15 protein-coding genes are annotated in these 19265 nt (G+C 58.5%); all 15 read left to right on the forward strand.

Annotated features, from left to right (window positions below; translation table 11 throughout):
* The first annotated feature begins 1 nt into the window (after position 1).
* The 15 genes from N675_RS10555 (at position 2) to N675_RS10625 (ending at position 19029) form a co-directional block, all read left to right on the forward strand.
* A complete protein-coding gene (locus tag N675_RS10555) occupies positions 2 to 1354 on the forward strand; it encodes a glutamine synthetase family protein (protein WP_051914637.1) in 1353 nt (450 codons plus the stop codon).
* A 169-nt stretch (positions 1355 to 1523) separates the two neighbouring features.
* Positions 1524 to 2309: an IclR family transcriptional regulator gene (locus tag N675_RS10560; protein ID WP_051914638.1), complete on the forward strand. Its 786-nt coding sequence runs from the start codon at positions 1524 to 1526 to the stop codon at positions 2307 to 2309.
* 83 nt (positions 2310 to 2392) lie between these two features.
* Positions 2393 to 3535: an ABC transporter substrate-binding protein gene (locus N675_RS10565; protein ID WP_051914639.1), complete on the forward strand. Its 1143-nt coding sequence runs from the start codon at positions 2393 to 2395 to the stop codon at positions 3533 to 3535.
* A 23-nt stretch (positions 3536 to 3558) separates the two neighbouring features.
* Positions 3559 to 4458: an ABC transporter permease gene (locus tag N675_RS10570; protein ID WP_231578019.1), complete on the forward strand. Its 900-nt coding sequence runs from the start codon at positions 3559 to 3561 to the stop codon at positions 4456 to 4458.
* On the forward strand, positions 4455 to 5255 hold the full coding sequence (locus tag N675_RS10575; RefSeq protein WP_038039885.1) for an ABC transporter ATP-binding protein: 801 nt from the start codon (positions 4455 to 4457) through the stop codon (positions 5253 to 5255). Before N675_RS10570 ends, N675_RS10575 begins: the two co-directional genes overlap by 4 nt.
* A gap of 32 nt (positions 5256 to 5287) precedes the next feature.
* Positions 5288 to 6838, forward strand: a complete 1551-nt coding sequence (gene hutH, locus N675_RS10580) for a histidine ammonia-lyase (RefSeq protein ID WP_051914640.1) — start codon at positions 5288 to 5290, stop codon at positions 6836 to 6838.
* A 133-nt stretch (positions 6839 to 6971) separates the two neighbouring features.
* Positions 6972 to 7451: a hypothetical protein gene (locus N675_RS10585; protein ID WP_038039886.1), complete on the forward strand. Its 480-nt coding sequence runs from the start codon at positions 6972 to 6974 to the stop codon at positions 7449 to 7451.
* A 185-nt stretch (positions 7452 to 7636) separates the two neighbouring features.
* Positions 7637 to 9355, forward strand: coding sequence for an ABC transporter substrate-binding protein (locus tag N675_RS10590; protein ID WP_038039887.1), 1719 nt, complete (start codon positions 7637 to 7639; stop codon positions 9353 to 9355).
* 13 nt (positions 9356 to 9368) lie between these two features.
* The gene (locus tag N675_RS10595) at positions 9369 to 10334 is read left to right on the forward strand and encodes an ABC transporter permease (protein WP_051914641.1); all 966 of its coding nucleotides are present in this window, start codon (positions 9369 to 9371) and stop codon (positions 10332 to 10334) included.
* 5 nt (positions 10335 to 10339) lie between these two features.
* On the forward strand, positions 10340 to 11179 hold the full coding sequence (locus tag N675_RS10600) for an ABC transporter permease (protein ID WP_156100874.1): 840 nt from the start codon (positions 10340 to 10342) through the stop codon (positions 11177 to 11179).
* Complete coding sequence (locus N675_RS10605; RefSeq protein ID WP_051914643.1) at positions 11176 to 13245, forward strand: ABC transporter ATP-binding protein; 2070 nt, start codon at positions 11176 to 11178, stop codon at positions 13243 to 13245. Before N675_RS10600 ends, N675_RS10605 begins: the two co-directional genes overlap by 4 nt.
* Positions 13246 to 13250: 5 nt before the next feature.
* Entirely contained in the window at positions 13251 to 14708 is a 1458-nt protein-coding gene (locus N675_RS10610) for an aromatic amino acid ammonia-lyase (RefSeq protein ID WP_038039888.1), read from the forward strand.
* A complete protein-coding gene (gene hutU / locus N675_RS10615) occupies positions 14708 to 16408 on the forward strand; it encodes a urocanate hydratase (RefSeq protein WP_038039889.1) in 1701 nt (566 codons plus the stop codon). The genes N675_RS10610 and hutU overlap by 1 nt, the downstream gene beginning before the upstream one ends.
* Positions 16409 to 16411: 3 nt before the next feature.
* Complete coding sequence (gene hutI, locus N675_RS10620; protein WP_038039890.1) at positions 16412 to 17698, forward strand: imidazolonepropionase; 1287 nt, start codon at positions 16412 to 16414, stop codon at positions 17696 to 17698.
* Entirely contained in the window at positions 17695 to 19029 is a 1335-nt protein-coding gene (locus N675_RS10625; protein ID WP_038039891.1) for an amidohydrolase family protein, read from the forward strand. Before hutI ends, N675_RS10625 begins: the two co-directional genes overlap by 4 nt.
* The last annotated feature ends 236 nt before the right edge of the window (positions 19030 to 19265 follow it).

A 19265-nucleotide genomic window follows, 5' to 3' on the forward strand; every position in this document is an offset into this window, starting at 1 on the left:
GATGGACTCTCGTACGATCGTCCGGCTGCTTGCAGCCGCTGGTGTCCGGCTTGTTCGCATCGAAATGGCTGATACACACGGCATCGCTCGGTCAAAGACCGTCGCGCTGGAACGCTTTGCCGATTATGTCAACAAAGGTGGCATCAATTTCTATGGGGGCATGTTGCTTCAAGATGCCTCGGGGTGGGATATTCCGCCCGAGGACCAGCTCCCGCCGCCCGATTATCAACTCCGCCCCGATCTCGACACGCTCGCCGTTCTTCCCTACGCGCCTGGCGAAGCGCGGGTCATTGGCGATCTCTACCGTGATGCCCAGCCCGCGCCTGAGGATCCGCGTGTTGTCTGCCGCCGCCTTGTCGAACGGTTTCAGTCGGCCGGCTGGTTGCCGCGTAGCGCGTTTGAGTATGAGTTCTATCTCATCGACCGCGTCAGCCGGTCTCCGGCATTCCCCGACCGCCAAATCTGCTCGACCATCCGCAACAACATGTTGCCGGAATGGCGTGACGAGGTACTGCGCGCTCTGGCCGCCTTCGGGATCGGGTTTTCGACGCTCAGCGTGGAAAATGCCCCTGGCCAGTTTGAGATTACGTTTACGCCAGCCGACGGTCTGACAGCGGCCGACCAGGCATTTAGTTTCCGCACTGCACTCAAAGAAATTTCGCGCCGCTACGGCTATGACGCGCCGTTCATGACCAAGCCCTTTATCAACCAACCAGCATCAGGCTGTCATCTTCACCACAGCCTGATCGACCCAACCACCGGCGCCAACCTTTTCGCCGATCCCACTGATCCCTACGGCCTTTCTCCGCTTGCCTGGCACTTCTTAGGCGGATTGCTTGTTCACGCGCCAGCACTCGTCGCACTGCTTTCTCCCACACCGAATGATTACAAGCGATACCAGCCAGGCTTCTTTGCGCCGACGCATCTCTGCTGGGGGCCCGACAACCGCGCTGCCGCCGTGCGCATCCCGGCCGACGCCCACGGCGCTGCAACACGCATTGAGAACCGCTTCGGTGGTGCCGCCGCAAACCCGTACATCGCCCTCGCCGCGTCGCTCGCTGCTGGCTGGGATGGCATCGAGCGCGCGTTGCAGCCACCACCGCCAGTCTGCGACGATCCACGGCGCGTTGCGGGCTTGCCAACCTTGCCGCGTTCGCTGGAGGAAGCACTCGACGCCCTCGAGGCCGACGAGCGGCTCTGCGCGCTCCTTGGCGAGCCCTTCATCACGACGTACGTCCGCGTCAAGCGCTGGGACGTCGAGAAAGCACGCCAGCACGTGCCAGACTACGGCACGGAGGCCTGGCAGAGCCGCATCGATCCCTACGAGTGGGCCGAATACGGCGAACTGATCTAGTCCCGTTGGCGCCATCGCCTCGGCAGTGATGGCGAAGCTTCCAGCGAAGTTGCCAGGCAGCACCCCGATCGCTTGTCGCCCCTGGGTGATCTCACAATGTGAGAGAACCCTCTTGCTCTTTGAGAGTTCTCTGCTATGCTCTCCTCGAAACGACGCAAGGACGGGGGCAATGGCACAGCGGGTAGCAGCAGCTTCAGGCGCACGCATTATCGAGTTGTTGCTGACGATTGCCGAGAGCAAGCATCCCCTCTCGGCCCGGGAGCTGGCTGAGCGCATGCGTCTACCGTTAAGCACGATCTACCGCTATCTCAGCGTGCTGCGGGCGCAGGGATTGGTCTGGAGCGTTGGCAACGGACACTATGCCGTTGGGCCGCGGGTTGTCCAACTGGCACGGAGCTTTGAGGAAACCTTCAGCGTCGCGGCCGTCTGCCGCCCGGTCATGCAGCGTCTTGCGCGTGAAACGCAGGAGACTGTGGCATTCGTGGTACCCGTTGGCGAGCGCGCTGTCTGCGTCGAAACGGTCGAAAGCACGCAGGCCCTGCGCTACTCCTTCACCCGCGGAGCCGTCCTCCCGCTCTTACGCGGTGCGTCGGCAAAAGCCTTGCTCCCCTATCTCCCACGGACGAGGGTTGAACGGGCGATGAGCCAGGCCGGCTTGAGCGAAGAGGCTCAAGCTGCGCTCTGGGACGACATTGCCCGTATTGCAGCCAGAGGGTACGCCGAAAGCGAAGGTGAGGTTGACACTGGAGTCTGGGCCGTCGGCGTGCCCGTCTTTGGCCCGAGCGATGAACTGCTTGGCGCGCTCAGCGTCATTGCCCCGGTCGCCCGGCTGACCCCTGAGCGCCGCGCCGCCCTGATCCAACGCGCAGTCGCGGCAGCTGACCAGCTCACCACGTTGGTGCAAGGGGAAACGCTTGTGCATCAAGCAGGATCAGATTATGCACGCCGAATCTAGATGCTTGAGAAAGCAGCATGGTACGATACGGCAGTAGTAATGTGGGCGTTTCTGGACTTTTCAGGCAGTGAGGAGGATCCATCATGACGCGATCGACCTCAGTCATGCGCATTTCGGTGCTGAGTGTGCTCCTGCTCATCCTCAGCATCCTTGCAAGTGCCTGTGGCGGTGCTGCAGCGACACCAACCCCCACAGCAGCGCCACGTGCGGCGACGTCACCAACCACGGCTGCGAGCACGAGCGCAAGCCCGACGGCTGCAGCGGCAAGTCCAACGAAAGCGGCCACGACCCCAACGACGATGGCAGCAGGCAAGCCATCGTATGACAAGCCCGTGCGTATTTCGTTCTCAACCTGGACGGGCTATGGACTGATCTGGCTGGCGAAGGATAAGGGCTTCTTTAAGCAGAACGGCATCGACGTGCAGATCCAACTGATTGAAAGTCCTGGCGAACGGTTCAACGCGTTAGCGGCCGGCTCGCTTGATGGCATGGCCTCTAGCCTCGATGCCTTCACCCGGGTTGGCGCCCAAGGCATTCCGGTTGTCCAAGTTGTCGGGCTCGATGAATCGCTGGGCGGCGATGGCATCGTGGCCAAGAAAGAGATTCAGAGCATCAAGGATCTGAAGGGCAAGACCGTTGCCGTGAACATCGGCTCGACCAGCCACTGGTTCCTGGCCAACGTGCTCGCCCAGAACGGCATGTCACTCAACGACGTCAAGATTCAGGACATGACGGCGGGCGACGCTGGCGCAGCGTTCGTGGCCGGCAAAGTCGACGCTGCAGTCACGTGGGAGCCCTGGCTCAGCCGCGCTCAAAAGACCGACTTTGGCCACACCCTGGTCACGACCAAGGACTACCCCGGCTTGATCGTCGACACGTTCGGCTTCCGCCGAGATTTTGCCCAGCAGCATCCGGATGTTGTCGTCGCATTCCTCAAGGGCTTGGCCCAGGCTTATGATTACTGGCAGAAGAACCCAGATGACGCAATCCAGGTGATGGCCACGGAGTTCAAGCAGAAGCCAGAAGACGTCAAGGCTGATCTGCAGACAATCAAGCTGTTCTCGATCGCTGACTCGAAGCAGTACTTTGGTACGCCACAAAACCCCGGACCGATCTACAAGGTGTCGGAGCAGATCGCAGACTTCTGGATGCAGATTAAGGTGATTGACAAGAAGCCAGACGTCAACCAGTTGATTGATCCATCCTTCTTGCAGCAGGTGTCGTAGGATACCGGAGAAAGGGCGTACCCTTGTCACGCGACCGTACCGCCGCAAAGCTGGACGAAACAGCTGTCCCCGCAGGTTCCACCATACCTGCGGGGACAGCCGAGCAGCCGTTGCCACGCGAATCGTGGGTGGCACGCTACCTAACGCCCAAGCGGAGCATTCCCAGCGGCGTCTACGCCATTGCATCAATGCTCGGCTTCCTGGGCGTACTGGCAGTTTGGTCAGCGCTGAGTTACAGCCATATCGTCGCCCCGCTCTTCTTGCCGACGCCGACCGAGGCACTCCGAGCACTCTGGGACTTGTTCATCCACTATGGCTTTCTGCGGGATGTTTGGGCGAGTACCTACCGCATCCTCGCCGGGTTTGCAATCGCGGCCGTTGTTGGCGTGCCACTCGGCGTCCTGATGGGCAGTTTCAAGCTGTTTGAGGCGCTGTTTGAGCGACTGATTGGCGTCATTCGCTACTTGCCAGCCTCTGCGTTCATCCCGCTCTTCATCTTGTGGATCGGTATTGGCGATGCCGAGAAGATCGCGGTCATCGTCTTTGGATCATTTTTCCCACTCGTCCTGCTGATTATGGACGTGGCCGCGAACGTGCCGCGCGATTTTCTCGACATTGCCTACACCCTTGGGGCGTCACGCTGGCAGGTGTTCTGGAAAGTGCTGATTCCAGCGAGCCTGCCGGGAATTGTCGAAAGCCTGCGCACGATCCTTGGCTGGGCATGGACCTACTTGATTGTTGCCGAACTCGTCGCCGCAGAAACAGGCATCGGTCACGTGATTTTGCAATCACAGCGCTACATTGAAACGCCGCGGATCATCGCGGGCATTGTCACCATTGGCGTGCTTGGGCTGATCAGCGACGCGCTCTTCAAGCTGCTGTATTCGTGGCTCTTCCCCTACGTTGAGAGGGTGAACCTGTGAGCGATATCCGCATCGACCAGGTCGAAATGGTGTATCAGGCACGGCGCGGCACACCGCCCGTCGTCGCGCTCCAGGCTATTTCCATGACCGTGGCTGATGGCGAGTTTGCCTGCATTGTTGGCCCCTCAGGATGTGGGAAATCGACGCTGCTCAAAGTCATTGCCGGGCTTGCACGACCAAGCAGCGGGCGCGTCTTGGTTGGCGGCCGTCCAGTGCTTGGCCCGGGGGCTGATCGTGGGATGGTTTTTCAGTCGTACACGCTCTACCCCTGGCTCAGCGTCCGCCGCAATATCGAGTTTGGGCTTGAATTGCGCGGGGTGCCGCGTGAAGAGCGGCAGCGCATCTCAAGTCGCTTGCTCACCCTGATGGGCTTGGATGGCTTTGCCGACGCGTATCCCAAGGCGCTTTCCGGCGGCATGCAACAGCGCGTTGCCATTGCCCGGGCGCTGGCCAACGATCCAGAGGTGCTGCTGATGGACGAGCCATTCGGTGCGCTCGATGCGCAGACACGCACCGTGATGCAGGAGTTGTTAACCCAGATTTGGGAGCAGTATCACAAGACGGTTCTCTTCGTCACGCACGACATCGAGGAGGCCGTCTTCCTTGGCGATGTTGTCTACGTCATGACCGCTCGGCCAGGACGCATTCGCGCGCGTATTCCGATCGATCTGCCACGCCCCCGCACGTTTGAGACGATGACCAGCGATGCATTCGCACGCTACCGCAACCAGATCCTCAGTCTCATCCATGAGGAGAGTCTGAAAGCCGCCCAGCTGCGCGTTCAAGAACCAGCTTGAGCGGGGCGGTTCTGCCGGGAACAGAAGGAGGAATGAACGCTGTGCACACCGTGTGGCTCGGCCGTCAGCCGCTACGCCTCGACGATCTCGTCACAATCGCTGAACGGCCTGATGCAATCGACGTCCGCCTGGCGCCAGAAACGTCTGAGCGGCTCCAAGCCAAGCGCGCCCTCGTTGATCAGCTGAGCGATGAAGCCCGGCCGGTCTATGGTGTGACCACAGGATTCGGCGCACTTGCGCAAACGCGTATTCCGGCCCCGGCCCGTCGCGCGCTCCAGCACGCGCTGGTGCGATCACACGCTGCGGGGATGGGCGCACCGCTGCCACGCCCATTCGTACGGGCGATGATGCTTGCACGGGCCAACAGCCTCGCGCAGGGATACTCTGGCGTGCGTCCAGTCGTTATCGAGCAACTGCTTGCGCTCCTGCGCCATGACATTATCCCGTATGTGCCACGTTATGGCTCTCTGGGCGCAAGCGGTGACCTTGCTCCCCTTGCGCACATTGCGCTGTGCTTGACTGGCGAAGGGTGGATCCTTGGGCCGGATAATACGCCACAACCAACCGCACCGGCACTGATTGCGCATGGTATTGAACCGCTGGCCCTCGAGGCCAAAGAAGGACTCGCCCTCGTCAACGGCACCGATGGCATGGCAGCCTTGCTCGCCCTCGCCTGTGCCGCCGCACGGCGTCTCTTCAAGACGGCTGATGTGGCGTGTGCGATGAGCGTCGAAGCGCTTTTCGGCACTGATCGCCCCTTCGCGCCAGAGATCCAGGCGCTGCGCCCGCATCCGGGAGCACTGGCAAGCGCGGCCAATATTCGCCGTCTCCTTGCCAACTCGGACATTGTGCGTTCGCACCGCGATTCGCCTCATCTCGTCCAGGATGCCTACTCACTGCGCTGCCACGCCCAGGTTGCCGGAGCGGCCCGTGACACGCTCACGTTTGCCGAGGATGTGCTGGGACGCGAACTCGGCGCGGCCGTCGACAATCCGGTTATACTCGACGATGGGCGCGTTGAATCAACGGGCAACTTTCACGGCGAACCGCTCGCCTTTGCCGCCGACTTCCTCAGCATCGCGGTCGCTGAGATTGGCGCCATTGCCGAACGACGCATTGACCGCCTGCTTGATCCAACACGCTCACAGGGGCTCCCAGCGTTCCTCACGCCGGAACCGGGGGTGAACTCCGGCCTGATGATCGCCCACTACACAGCTGCGGCGCTCGCTGCTGAATGCCGGCGTCTGGCCCAGCCAGCGAGCGTGGAATCGCTGCCAACCTCCGCGATGCAAGAAGATCACGTGTCGATGGGGTGGAATGCCGCGCTCAAACTGCACGAGGCACTCGACTGCTGCACACGCATTCTTGCCGTCGAAGTCCTTGCGGCAACCTACGGGCAGGTCTTCCGTCGCCCACTCGAGCCGGCAGCGGGGACCGGTGCGGTCGCCCAACTCGTTCTCGACCATGTGCCACCGCCCGGGCCAGACCTCTTCCTTGCGCCAATCTTAGCGACGGTCGAGGAACTGGTACGCGAAGGCGCGGTTCTCGCCGCGGCCGAACGCGCCATCGGCCCGCTGGCGTAGCACTAACATTACGTAGCCTGCCCAGACTTTGCTTTACAGCACTGCAGCGATTCAGGAAGGAGGTGAACAGAAAGCAGAGCGAACCATCTTCCGCCAGATTTTCAGCTGATCGCTTGATGATAAGGAGGGGAGAATGCTGCGACCAATATCTCTTCCTCAGCATGCAGAAGAAGCAGAACGCCGTGCTTTTCTCCGACTTCGTCCACTGACGCCTTCCTACCAGACAGCACCAATTACCACAGCATTCAACTGGGACGAAGCCCTCGCAGATATTGAAACAGGAGAATGGTACCTTGTCGTCTTCCGTTCCCAGCGCAAAACAACAGCAAACGAAGTCCTACTCACCGAGTTCGACGACGAAGCCTATGAAGAGGCGATGGCCACCGGCGGGTTACTCTGCTACTTCGCCGGAGAACTGGATGATGAACGATACTGCCTCTCATTCTGCGTCTGGCGTTCCCAGGCTGATGCGCAGCGGTCAGCTCGGTTGCCGAAGCACGCCCGCGCTGCGCAACTTGCGCCAGAGACCTATACATGGTTTGTCCTCGAGCGTTATCGGCTCTTTAAAGAAGCAGGTGACCCCAAAGTAAAGATTGAACCACTCATGTCCTGACTCGGCGCTGGCCGGTAGCAGGCTGTATGCGGATGCATACCGGCCAGCACATTCTGTTTCTCACTATATGAGAATAGATTCTTGCATTGTAGATATTCACATCGCATACTCATCGCAGTCCAGGGACGAGCCATCAAGGCATCCTGGCGAACACTAACCGGCATGCAGCACTCGAGGAGGAAGATATGTCCCGCGACGCTGAACTCCGTCAGAAACTTCATCCCATTGCAAATCATCTCATCGACGAATACCAGGCAGGCAGACTGACAAGACGAGAATTTGTTCGCCGCCTATCGGTATTGGGAATTAATCTCTCCTTTGCCAACTTCCTTGCAAGCGCTTGTGGCGGTGGGCAGAACGCGGCGAGCCCAACAGCAGCGGTGCCACAAACGGGGTCACCTGCACCACAACCAACGCTGAACGCCACGCCAGCAGGTGCTGGTACACCTGGCAGCGTCCCTGTCGTGCGAGCGGCAGTGTTCATGCCCGCTGGAAAGATTGACCCTATTACGATTGCGGATGAAGGTGGTCTTTGCTTACTTAGCCAGACAGGAGAATATCTCTGTTGGGCCGATGAGCAACTTAACCTTCGGCCAGAGCTTGCTACGTCGTGGCAACCTAACGATAACGCGAGTGTCTGGACATTTACCCTGCGTCAAGGGGTAACATTCCACAACGGCAAGCCTCTTCGAGCCCAAGATGTTGTCGCCACCTTCAAGCGGCTCACCGATCCCAATAGTGGATCAAACGCCTTGTCAGCGTTTCAAGGAGTTATCACCCCGGATGGAATCAAAGCAAAAGATGAATACACTGTTGTCTTCGAACTGCAACGACCGTTTAGTAATTTCCCATACCTGGTTAGCTCAGATAACTACAACACCATTATCCTGCCCGAAGAGTATGATGGAAATTATGAGAGCACATTTATTGGTACCGGAGCGCTCAAGCTTAAGGAATATCAGCCACGTAGCAAGGCTGTCTTCGTCCGCAATCCAACGTACTGGGGTAAACCAGCAATTCCTGATATGGTGGAGTTACGATTCTACGAAGACGAGAGCGCGCGCATTCTTGCCTTCCAAGGTCGCGAAGTCGACGTCGTAACCCATGTCACTGCATCCAATGGGCAACCGCTTTTCAAGGATTCAACGACCCAAATGATTGAATTCTCATCCACCACCCATCTCCAGGTGCATATGCGTACCGACACCAAGCCCTTTGATGACCGCCGCGTACGACAAGCAATAGCTTTGCTACTCGATCGACCTGCAATCATCAACGGAATTTTGCTTGGCAAAGCTGATATCGGGAACGATCATCCGTTTGCCCCTGTGTACCCGTCAACTGACAAGACTGTCGCGCAGCGGCAGCAAGATCTCGCCAAAGCCCGGAGCTTGCTCCAGGCAGCTGGGTATGGTGACGGCTTCTCGATCAAGCTCGTGAGCTGGCGTGGACTGGCTATTCCAGACCTTGCCGCAGTTATTCAGCAGGCAGCCCAGCAAGTTCGTATTCGTATCGATATTGAATTAACCGATGCTGGTACCTACTATGGCAAAGCGGTCTTTGGGGAATCACCTTGGCTTGATTCGACACTTGGTATCACTGATTATGGACACCGCGGTGCGCCGGACGTCGTTCTCCGGGCAGCCCTTCGGAGTGACGGTGTCTGGAATGCTGCACATTTCAAAAATACCACCTACGACCGACTTGTTGACGACTATGCGGCGGCAACCGATCTGCAGCGGCAACGACAAATCGCGAAAAATATTGAAGAACTCCTTCTTGAAGAAACCCCGCTCCTTATTACGTTCTTTGAACGCTACTTGATCGCTGCACGGCGCGGATTAAGTGGAATCGAACCGGGAGCAGTTGGCCATCTGCGTCTGGCTCATGCGCGCTTTAGCTAGTTGAGGATACGCGATGCGCTGGATTCGACAGTACGGCATACCCCTTCTCCGTCGCCTGGGCAGTAGTGTGCTGACACTTTGGCTCATTACGATCGTTGTCTTTGCCATGACGAATGTACTGCCCGGAGATGTAGCACGGCGCATTCTTGGCCCGTTTGCTGATGAACGAGCAGTTGCAGCATTAAACCATCAGCTTGGCACTGATCGCCCTCTTCCTGAGCAATACATTCATTGGCTCAGCCGGTTAGCTCACGGTGATCTTGGAACATCGCTCGCGATGCGCCGGCCTGTCGCGCAACTGCTGCTTCCAGCCCTAGCCAATTCAGCAAAATTAGCCGGTAGTGCTCTGCTTGTTATCCTTCCCCTGAGCATTTTTCTCGGGCTCGTCGCTGCATTTTCCGAGGGCAAGGCTCTTGATTTTCTTATCCGTCTAAGCGGACTGGTCACGACGGTACTGCCTGAATTCGTGACAAGCATTGCTGTTATCTTGCTGTTTGCCATTGCGATCCCGCTCTTTCCGGTCACAGCCGTTGCCCCACCTCACAGTAGCCTACCTACTCAAATCTACTACCTGATCCTGCCAATTACGCCAGTCACCTTAGTCCTTGTTGGATATCTCTGTCGGGTTATGCGAAGCAGTGCCGTCGAGATACTGCATACGAACTATATTCGCGCCGCAGAGTTGAAAGGCCTTTCTCGCTGGCGCCTCTTGTTCTGGCATCTCCTGCCGAACGCGCTTCCACCCGTCATTGCTGTTACTGCCAATCAGCTGGGGTACCTTCTTGGTGGCTTGGTCGCGATTGAGGCTGTCTTTAACTACCCAGGTTTGGGTCAACTCCTTTTAACCGCCGGGCGACAAAAAGACTTCCCTGTCCTGCAATCGGGGGTTCTCCTGGTCGGTCTGACCTACGTGCTTGCCAACACGTTCGCCGATCTCCTCTACTGGCTTCTGAATCCTCGACTGCGTGAAAGGGGGTAATTTTCGTGGTGGTACTCCTGGTCTCCTCTTCTCATTACCGTCAGGCATGGCATTGGCTTCGACAGCACCCGGTTTTTCTCTGTGGCTTCTTGCTGGTGGCATTCTGGGCATGCTGTGCCATGGCTTTCCCGCTCCTTGCACCGTATGATCCCTATGCGGTTGACCCTCTTCACCGACTCAATCCGCCATCAGCGAGCCATTGGCTTGGTACAGACCGACTGGGACGTGACGTACTTAGCCGAATCCTCGGTGGAGCACGCGAGGTTTTTCTTATTGCCCCCATCGCCTCATTTCTCGGCACGCTAGCTGGCACCCTTCTTGCTCTGATTGGTGGATACTGGGGAGGTCTCGTCGATGAAGCGCTTAACCGTATCGCCGACGCGCTTCTGGCGATTCCCCTAATTCTCCTTGGGCTACTGATTTTGACTGCCGTAGGTCCTTCACGTATCGCAGTGATTTTGGTTATTGCAGCAATTTTCACACCGCTCGTTATGCGCACTATTCGATCAGCTGTCCTCAGCGAGCGAGAGAAAGACTATGTACAGCTCGCGCTTCTTCGGGGAGAAAGTCCATGGTACATCTGCGTCAGAGAAATCCTCCCAAACGTCTTTCACCTTGTGATTATCGAATTCACCACACGAACGGGATATGCCATTTTTACCAGCGCAACCCTATCGTTCCTTGGACTTGGCCTTCAACCGCCTTCGTCTGAGTGGGGAGTGATCATATTCGAGCACTACAGCTTTCTGTCTGCGGGTATCTGGTGGCCTGTTGTGTTTCCAGCATTCGCAATCTCGAGTCTCATCATTGGGTTCACTTTCCTAGCCGAAGGGTTGAATTTATGACAACTGTCCGCTCATCGCCTGTTCTTCATCTTGATCAACTCACTGTCGACTATCGCGTCGATGGTGAGTGGCGACTGGCGCTCACAAACATCTCACTGTCAATCGCTCCTGGTGAAACCTATGGACTTGTTGGAGAGTCTGGGAGCGGCAAAACAACACTTGCTGCGGCTGTCGCTGGCTTCTTGCCTAAAAACAGTCGCATACGCGGCGGTCACATCTACGTTCTTGATCATGATGTCACGCGATACTCTCGACGTGAATGGCAACGCCTCTGGCGTCATACTCTTGCGGTTGTGTTCCAAAACCCAGGGGCAAGCCTCAACCCCGCCCTGCGCATTCAAACCCAGCTCGCTGAGTCATTTCGCGCAGCAGGGTTGACCGGCCCTGACGTTTATGCCTCGATGATCAGCCTTTTAGAACAGCTTCGCCTTCGTGATCCGAAGCGAGTGCTTACGAGCTATCCCCATCAATTGTCCGGAGGAATGCAACAGCGTGTTGCAATTGCCATTGCCCTTGCACGACAACCATCACTACTCATCCTTGATGAGCCAACGACAGGACTCGATGCAACTGTTGCGGCCGACGTTCTCGAGTTGATTAGTGAGCTACAGACGCAATACCGAACGGCCATCCTTTTCATCTCGCACGACCTCCATGCTGTGGCGCGAACCTGCAATCGAGTCGGCGTTCTTTATGCTGGCCGTCTGGTCGAAGAAGGCCCCGTGCAGGAGATTGTGAATCACCCAAGCCACCCATATACGGTGAGCTTGCTCCGATGTCTCCCTCGTTTTGGCATGCGAAAGACTCAACAGCAACTGTTGAGTTTACCAGGAGATCCAATCGCTGCCTGGCAAGTTCTTCAGGGATGTGCCTTTGCCAGCCGCTGCTATGCGGCAGCACCACTGTGTGCTGACCAGTCCCCGGCAGCACATTTTGTTTCCCGAGAGCACTATAGCGTCTGCCACTTCGCCCCGCATCTTCCCCCCCCACCGGTCAACTCGCGTACTGCCAGCACGCAACAGCCTTCATTACCAAGCCCTTCTCACAAGACTGCACCTCTGCTCACACTTGAACGTGTGAGGAAAACTTACGAGAGACAAGGACACAAGACACTTGCGGTTAATCACGTGTCCTTCTCTCTGGCCGCAGGAGAAACTATTGGTCTTATCGGCGAGTCCGGCAGCGGAAAGTCAACTCTTGCTCGTATTATTGTCGGCTTGCAGTCCCCTGACGCTGGCAGCCGTCTTGTATTTGATGGACAACCGCTTGCCGACCGTGTTCGCCAACGGAGTGCTTCGCAGCGTCAGCGCGTGCAACTTATCTTTCAAAATCCAGAACTCGTTCTTAACCCTCGACGTCGTATTGGCGACATCCTTCACCGCGCGATCGTCAAACTAGGAAGCCAACGCGGCGCGGCTGCTCATGCAGCTGTTCGTAGTCTGGCCCAACAGGTGCAGTTTCCCCTCCATCTCTTGCAAGCACGTCCAGCGGCAATTTCTGGTGGACTCAAACAACGAGCGGCGATCGCTCACGGATTAGCCGGCCATCCACAATTGCTCGTCCTTGATGAACCCACTTCATCGCTTGACGTTTCAACTCAAGCTGCGATTCTGAACCTCCTTGTTGATCTGCAACAACAGACATCCATGGCGTACCTCTTCATCTCGCACGATCTTGCACTCGTGCATTACATAGCCGACCGGATCATCGTCTTGTTCGCCGGATCAGTCATGGAATGCATCCCGGCAGACTACCTCTTTGACGCTCCGCTACACCCCTATACCGCGGCACTCTTGACAAGTGGTCTACGGCAGAACGTGGCAATTCGTGCCAGCGAACATCAAGCATTGACGCTTACACCTTCACCTGAGGGCTGTCCGTATGTTCAGCAGTGCCCTCTTGCTATTCCTGGCATTTGCGACCAACAGTTTCCGCCTTGTCAAGAACCACAACGTAATCACCAAATTTTTTGCCACGCTCCACTCGAGCATCTCCCACGCATCACGCGAGTAGCGGAATCAGAAAACAGCATAACGCTTATTTTTCCCCATGCGAATGAGAGGTAAGCTGTATGCTTAGGTTAGGTGAACAATCGCTTACAATTCAGGACGTTGTCCGCGTTGCTGTTCAACACGAACCAGTTTCGTTGGCTCCCTCAGTGATCAATCGCGTCCAGCAAGCCTGGGAGATTACCCAAGCATGTGCTCAGGATGGGACGCCTCTCTACGGGATCACTACGGGCGTTGGGGCACTTCGTGATCAGACAGTGGCGGGTGAAGTACAGCAGCAGTTTAACCAGCGATTACTTTGGTCTCACAGTGTTGCCTCCGGTGAATGGAGTTCAGTTGAAGCCGGGAGAGCTGCATTACTGTGTCTTCTCAATCAGCTCAGTACGGGTTTCGCCCCAATTCGTCCACAAACGCTCATGGTCATTGTCGAGGCACTTAACACCCAAATTCCTCTACGATTTCGACTGAGTGGCTCTATCGGCGCATCTGATCTTGCTGCCAATGCTGACCTCGTCAGCCCTCTTTTTACCACAGTCCCTCTCTACCCAGGTGAAGGTCTTATCCTCCTTAACCACACTAGTCCGACAATTGGTCTCGCCAGTCTGGCAATTTGGGAAACACAAAAACTACTTCGTGCGGGCGAACTTGTTCTTGCAACAAGCTTAGAGGCGTTTGGAGCAAACCTCGGTGCATATCATCCCGCTATTGCGCAGGCTCGACACTCGGCTATGCTCGCCTCGACCATGCGTCGACTCACCGCACATCTCGAAGGAAGCCAGCTCTGGAATAGTGGCACCGCACGAATGCTGCAGGATCCGCTTTCGTTCCGCTGTGGAGCACAACTCTTCAGTACGGCGTGGGAATCTCTGGCTACGGCAACCGACTACGTGATCCGCTGGCTGAATACCTATCATGGCAACCCAATGGTTATTCCAGAAGAGCGTCGGCTGGTGTCGTGCGGCAATTTTGAATCAGCTGATATCAGTACTGCGCTTGATTACCTCCGCTGCGCGCTTGTGCCGTTACTGCAAGCCTCAGCCGAGCGTAGCACGAAATTGTTGAATTCGCCCTGGTCTGGCTTGCCTACAGGCCTTACCACCGTCACAACGCTTCCCGATTCTGGATATGCCATCCTTGAAATCGCTGCGCATGCATTGGTTACCGAAGCCCGCACGCTCGCTGCCCCCGTCGCGCTTGAGCCGGTAAGTGGCGCCATTGCTGCAGGGATTGAGGATCGTGGTTCCTTTGCTCTACTCGCAGCTCGTCGTCTCGTTGAGCAACTTGAGATTGCTTGGAGGATCATCAGCATCGAACTACTTGTTTCCCATCATGCACTCCTTCTGCGGCGTCCAGTGCGGATTGGCAAGAGCATTCAGTCCCTGCAAAACGCGCTTCTGGACGAGGGCATTACCCAAGAGGTCTCCGATTCTCCAGCTGACCAACTCATTCGCGTCCGCCGCTGTCTCCACTCGTGGTTTGATCAGAGCACGGAAGTACCGCAAGGAACGGAGGGATTTTGATGAGTAAGTTGCCACCAGGGCCACGGGTTGTGCGAGCGCCACGCGGCAGCGAGCTGCACTGCCGCGGCTGGGAACAGGAAGCGGCGCTGCGCATGCTCATGAACAACCTTGATCCAGACGTCGCGGAGCGGCCTGATGAGTTAATCGTGTACGGCGGAAGCGGCAAGGCCGCGCGATCATGGGAAGCGTTTGACGCCATCGTGCGCGAACTGCAGCAACTCGGCGATGACGAGACGCTCGTCGTCCAAAGCGGCAAGCCCGTTGCGGTCTTCCAGACACATCCTGACGCACCACGCGTCCTCATCGCAAACGCCCTCCTCGTACCACACTGGGCGACGGCCGCTGAATTCGACCGGCTCGCCGCGCTCGGGCTGACTATGTATGGCCAAATGACGGCCGGCTCATGGATCTACATCGGGACACAAGGCATTCTGCAGGGAACATATGAAACGTTCGCTGCGGTCGCGCGTCAGCACTTTGGCGGAACACTGCGTGGCCGGCTCGTTGTCACCGCTGGACTTGGCGGGATGGGCGGCGCGCAGCCTCTGGCCGTGACAATGAACGAAGGCGTCGCGCTCTGTATCGAAGTTGATCCTGCCCGCGCTGAGCGGCGGCACGCACTCCGGTATGTCGATCGCGTAACAGCAAACCTCGATGAGGCAATCCGCTGGGCTGAAGACGCGCGTCGCGCTGGCCGCCCACTCAGCATCGCGCTGATCGGCAACGCAGCCGAGGTGCACCACGCACTCCTGGCGCGCAACCTTCGGGTCGACGTCGTCACCGACCAGACGCCCGCACACGAACCGTGTGACTACGTTGCCGAGGGCCTCTCACCGGAAGAAGCCCGGGCCCTCGCCAAAGCTGATCCTGAGGACTACCGCCAGCGCGCACGACAGAGCATGGCAAAGCACCTACGCGCGATGGTCGAATGGCAGCGGCGTGGCGCCATTGTCTTCGACTATGGGAATAATCTCCGGGCGCAGGGTGAGCTTGGGGGCGTGCCCCATGAGGAAGCCTTTAGCTACCCAGGCTTCGTCCCAGCCTATATCCGGCCGCTCTTCTGTGAGGGCAAGGGCCCGTTCCGTTGGGTAGCGCTGTCAGGGGATCCAGAGGATATTTACCGCACGGACGAAGCGATTGCTGAACTCTTCCCCGAAAACACGAGCCTGCGACGCTGGTTGGAAATGGCCCAAGAGCGTGTCGCTTTCCAGGGTCTGCCAGCCCGCATCTGCTGGCTCGGCTATGGCGAGCGTGACAAGGCCGGCCTGCTCTTCAACGACCTTGTGCGCCGCGGGGTGCTCAAAGGGCCAATCGTGATTGGCCGCGACCACCTCGACGCCGGATCGGTGGCATCACCATACCGTGAGACTGAAGCCATGCGCGATGGCTCGGACGCGATTGCCGACTGGCCGATCCTCAATGCACTGCTCAATACTGCTGCAGGCGCGAGCTGGGTCAGTGTCCATCACGGGGGCGGTGTCGGCATCGGCTACTCGATTCACGCTGGGATGGTCGTTGTTGCTGATGGGAGTGAGCGCGCTGCGCGGAAGCTGGCACGCGTCCTGCGTACTGATCCTGGGATGGGCGTGGTTCGCCACGCCGACGCAGGCTATGCTCGCGCGCTTCGCACAGCTCGGGCAATGGGCATCCGTCTTCCCTCGCCTCCAACGGTCCCGCCTGAGCCAGAAACGGAGGCGTAGATCGTGGGCCAGCGCGTTGCCCACCTCCTGGTTGTCCACGCCGCTGAGCTCGTTACGCTCGCCGGCCCACCCGGTCCGCGTGCCGGTGCGGCCCAGTCGCAGCTTGCGATTGTCGAAGACGGCGCCGTCGCGATTGGCGCTGACGGCCGCATCATAGCGGTTGGGCCAACAGCGCACGTGCGCGACGAGGTCACGCTTGCCCCTGATGCGCTCGTCCTCGATGCCCATGGGCGGACCGTGCTACCCGGCTTTGTTGATCCACATACCCATGCGGTGTTTGCAGGAGACCGTGTTGCCGAATTTGAGCAGCGGCTCGCCGGAGCTGACTATTTGGCGATTCTTGCTGCCGGTGGCGGCATTCTCCAGACCGTGCGTGCGACTCGCGCTGCCTCGTTTGATGACCTCTTCACACGAGCCGATCACGTGCTTGACCGTATGCTCCTTGCCGGCACAACCGCGCTCGAAATCAAGACAGGCTATGGCCTGAATACGGAAACTGAACTAAAGCAGCTTCGTGTCATTGCTCAACTCGCGCAGCAGCGTCCGCAGGCGATTGTTGGCACGCTGCTTGCCGCCCACGCTGTTCCGCCAGAATTCCATGGCGACCCTGATGCCTACGTGGACGTGGTCTGCACGGAGACCATTCCAGCTGCGGCTACACTCGGGATTGCCCGATTCTGCGACGTGTTCTGTGAAGCCGGCGTCTTCTCGGTCGAACAAGCACGCCGGGTGCTTGAAGTCGGGCTGCGTTACGGGCTGCGTCCCAAGCTGCACGCCGAACAAAAGCATCACCTCGGCGGCGCTCAGCTTGCGGCGACGCTCGGTGCTATCAGCGCCGACCACCTTGAATATGCTGAGGACACGGATCTGGTTGCCATGCGCGATGCTGGCGTGATCGCCGTATTGCTCCCCGGCGCAGCCTTTTTCTTACGAGAACAGCGGCACGCGCCAGCTCGGCGCATGGTCGAACTCGGTGTGCCTGTCGCGCTCGGGACCGATTTCAATCCAGGCTCGAGCCCAATCTGGTCAATGTCCCTGGCGATTGGCCTCGCCTGTCTCGAGCAAGGACTTACGCCAGCAGAAGCGATTGTGGCTGCCACCATCAACGCTGCCTACGCGATCGGTCTTGGGGAATCTCACGGCAGCCTTGAGCCGGGCAAATATGGCAATCTCGTCATCCTCGACGCGCCAAGCTACCGCTACCTTCCCTATTACTTTGGCGCGCCACTCGTCGACACCGTTGTTCTCAACGGGCAGGTTGTGGTACAGGAAGGACGGCTTTGCCGATGACGTGGATTCTTGCCCCTGAACTGCTGCTCGATGGCCTCGAGGCACGAGCAGGCTGGGGCATCGCGATTGATCACGGGACGATTGTCGCGCTTGGCCCGGTAGCAGCACTCCAGGCAGCACATCCTGGCGCAACGACGACGGCAGCCCCTGGCATGCTTGCAGTGCCAGGGACGATCAATGCGCACAGCCACTCCTTTCAGTCGCTCTTACGTGGCTTAGGAGACGATCAGCCATTCAACGCGTGGCGCCACGTTCTGTATCACTTTATGCCGCGTCTTGATGAAGAGGGCGTCTACACCGCCGCGCTCTTTGCCTTCGCGGAGATGCTGCGGGGCGGCATCACGACGGTCTGTGATTTCTTCTACCTGCACCACGGCGGCAACGCCCACGATCTTGCCGTCGCCCAAGCTGCGCGCGACCTCGGTATTCGTCTTGTGCTCGGGCGCACGATGATGGACTGGCACGTCGCGCCGGCAGCGTTCCGCGAGACGGTCGAGCAAGCCGTGACGAACGGTCGCGCGTTAGCGGCTGCCCTGCAAGGCGATCCGCTCGTTACGGTCATTCCCGCGCCGCACAGTCCACATGGCGCGTCCGGTGAGATGATTCAAGCTGGGGCGCGGCTCGCGGCTGAATGGCAAACGCCCTGGCACATCCATGTCGCCGAAGCGCCGTACGAAGGAGCGGAGACACGCCGCCGCTATGGCTGTGGCCCGCTGGCCTGGATCGCTCAACTCGGCGCGCTTGATGAACGGATCCGGATTGTTCACGGTGTCTGGCTCGAGGACGAGGAGATCGCCGCTCTTGGTCGCGCCGGAGGAGGCTTAATTCATTGTCCCGGATCCAACCTGTTCCTTGGGGACGGCATCGCACCGGTGCCGAAATACCTGCAGGCCGGGGTTACCGTTACCCTTGGCTGTGACAGCGGCTCAGCAAACAATCGGCTTTGTCTCTTTGACGAGATGCGCCTTGCCGCCACATTGCAGAAAGGGCTGGCTGGCAATGGCGCAGCGCTCACCGCCACCGATGTTTTCATGATGGGCACAGCCAACGGTGAGCATGTGACCGGCCTGCCGGTTGGCAAACTTGCTCCAGGGTACCGCGCGGACATCGTGCTGCTTCGCCTGCGCGACCTGTCCCTCCAACCGCCGCATGATCTTGTCCGCAACCTGGTGTATGCGCTTAACCATCGAGCAATCGCCTCTGTCTATGTCAACGGCGAGCTGGTTGTTCGTGACGGGCTGCTCGTTCGGGTACCCGAAGAGCAGATCGTCGCCCGGGTGCGAGCGTTGACCGAGGCGTGGGCACACGAAGCAGCCCAGATCCTATCCTGACGGCACAGGTGTGTCCGGCGACAGCCGCGTGTTGTCTGAGAGACAAGGCGGGGCAGAGGCTGGTATCACGTTTGCCTTCGGCCTCTGCCCCGCCTCACACACGAGTCCGCAACGATAGCGTACTGGTCAACCTGCCTCATTGCCCGTGTATTACCCTGCGCACGCTGGGCAGATCGGGCATCATGCGCCGTGATCAGGCCTCTTCCTCCCCGGTGCGCAGGGAGAGGGCGGCATAC

Origin of the sequence: Thermorudis peleae (assembly GCF_000744775.1) — a bacterium.
GTDB classification, from domain to species: Bacteria; Chloroflexota; Chloroflexia; order Thermomicrobiales; family Thermomicrobiaceae; genus Thermorudis; species Thermorudis peleae.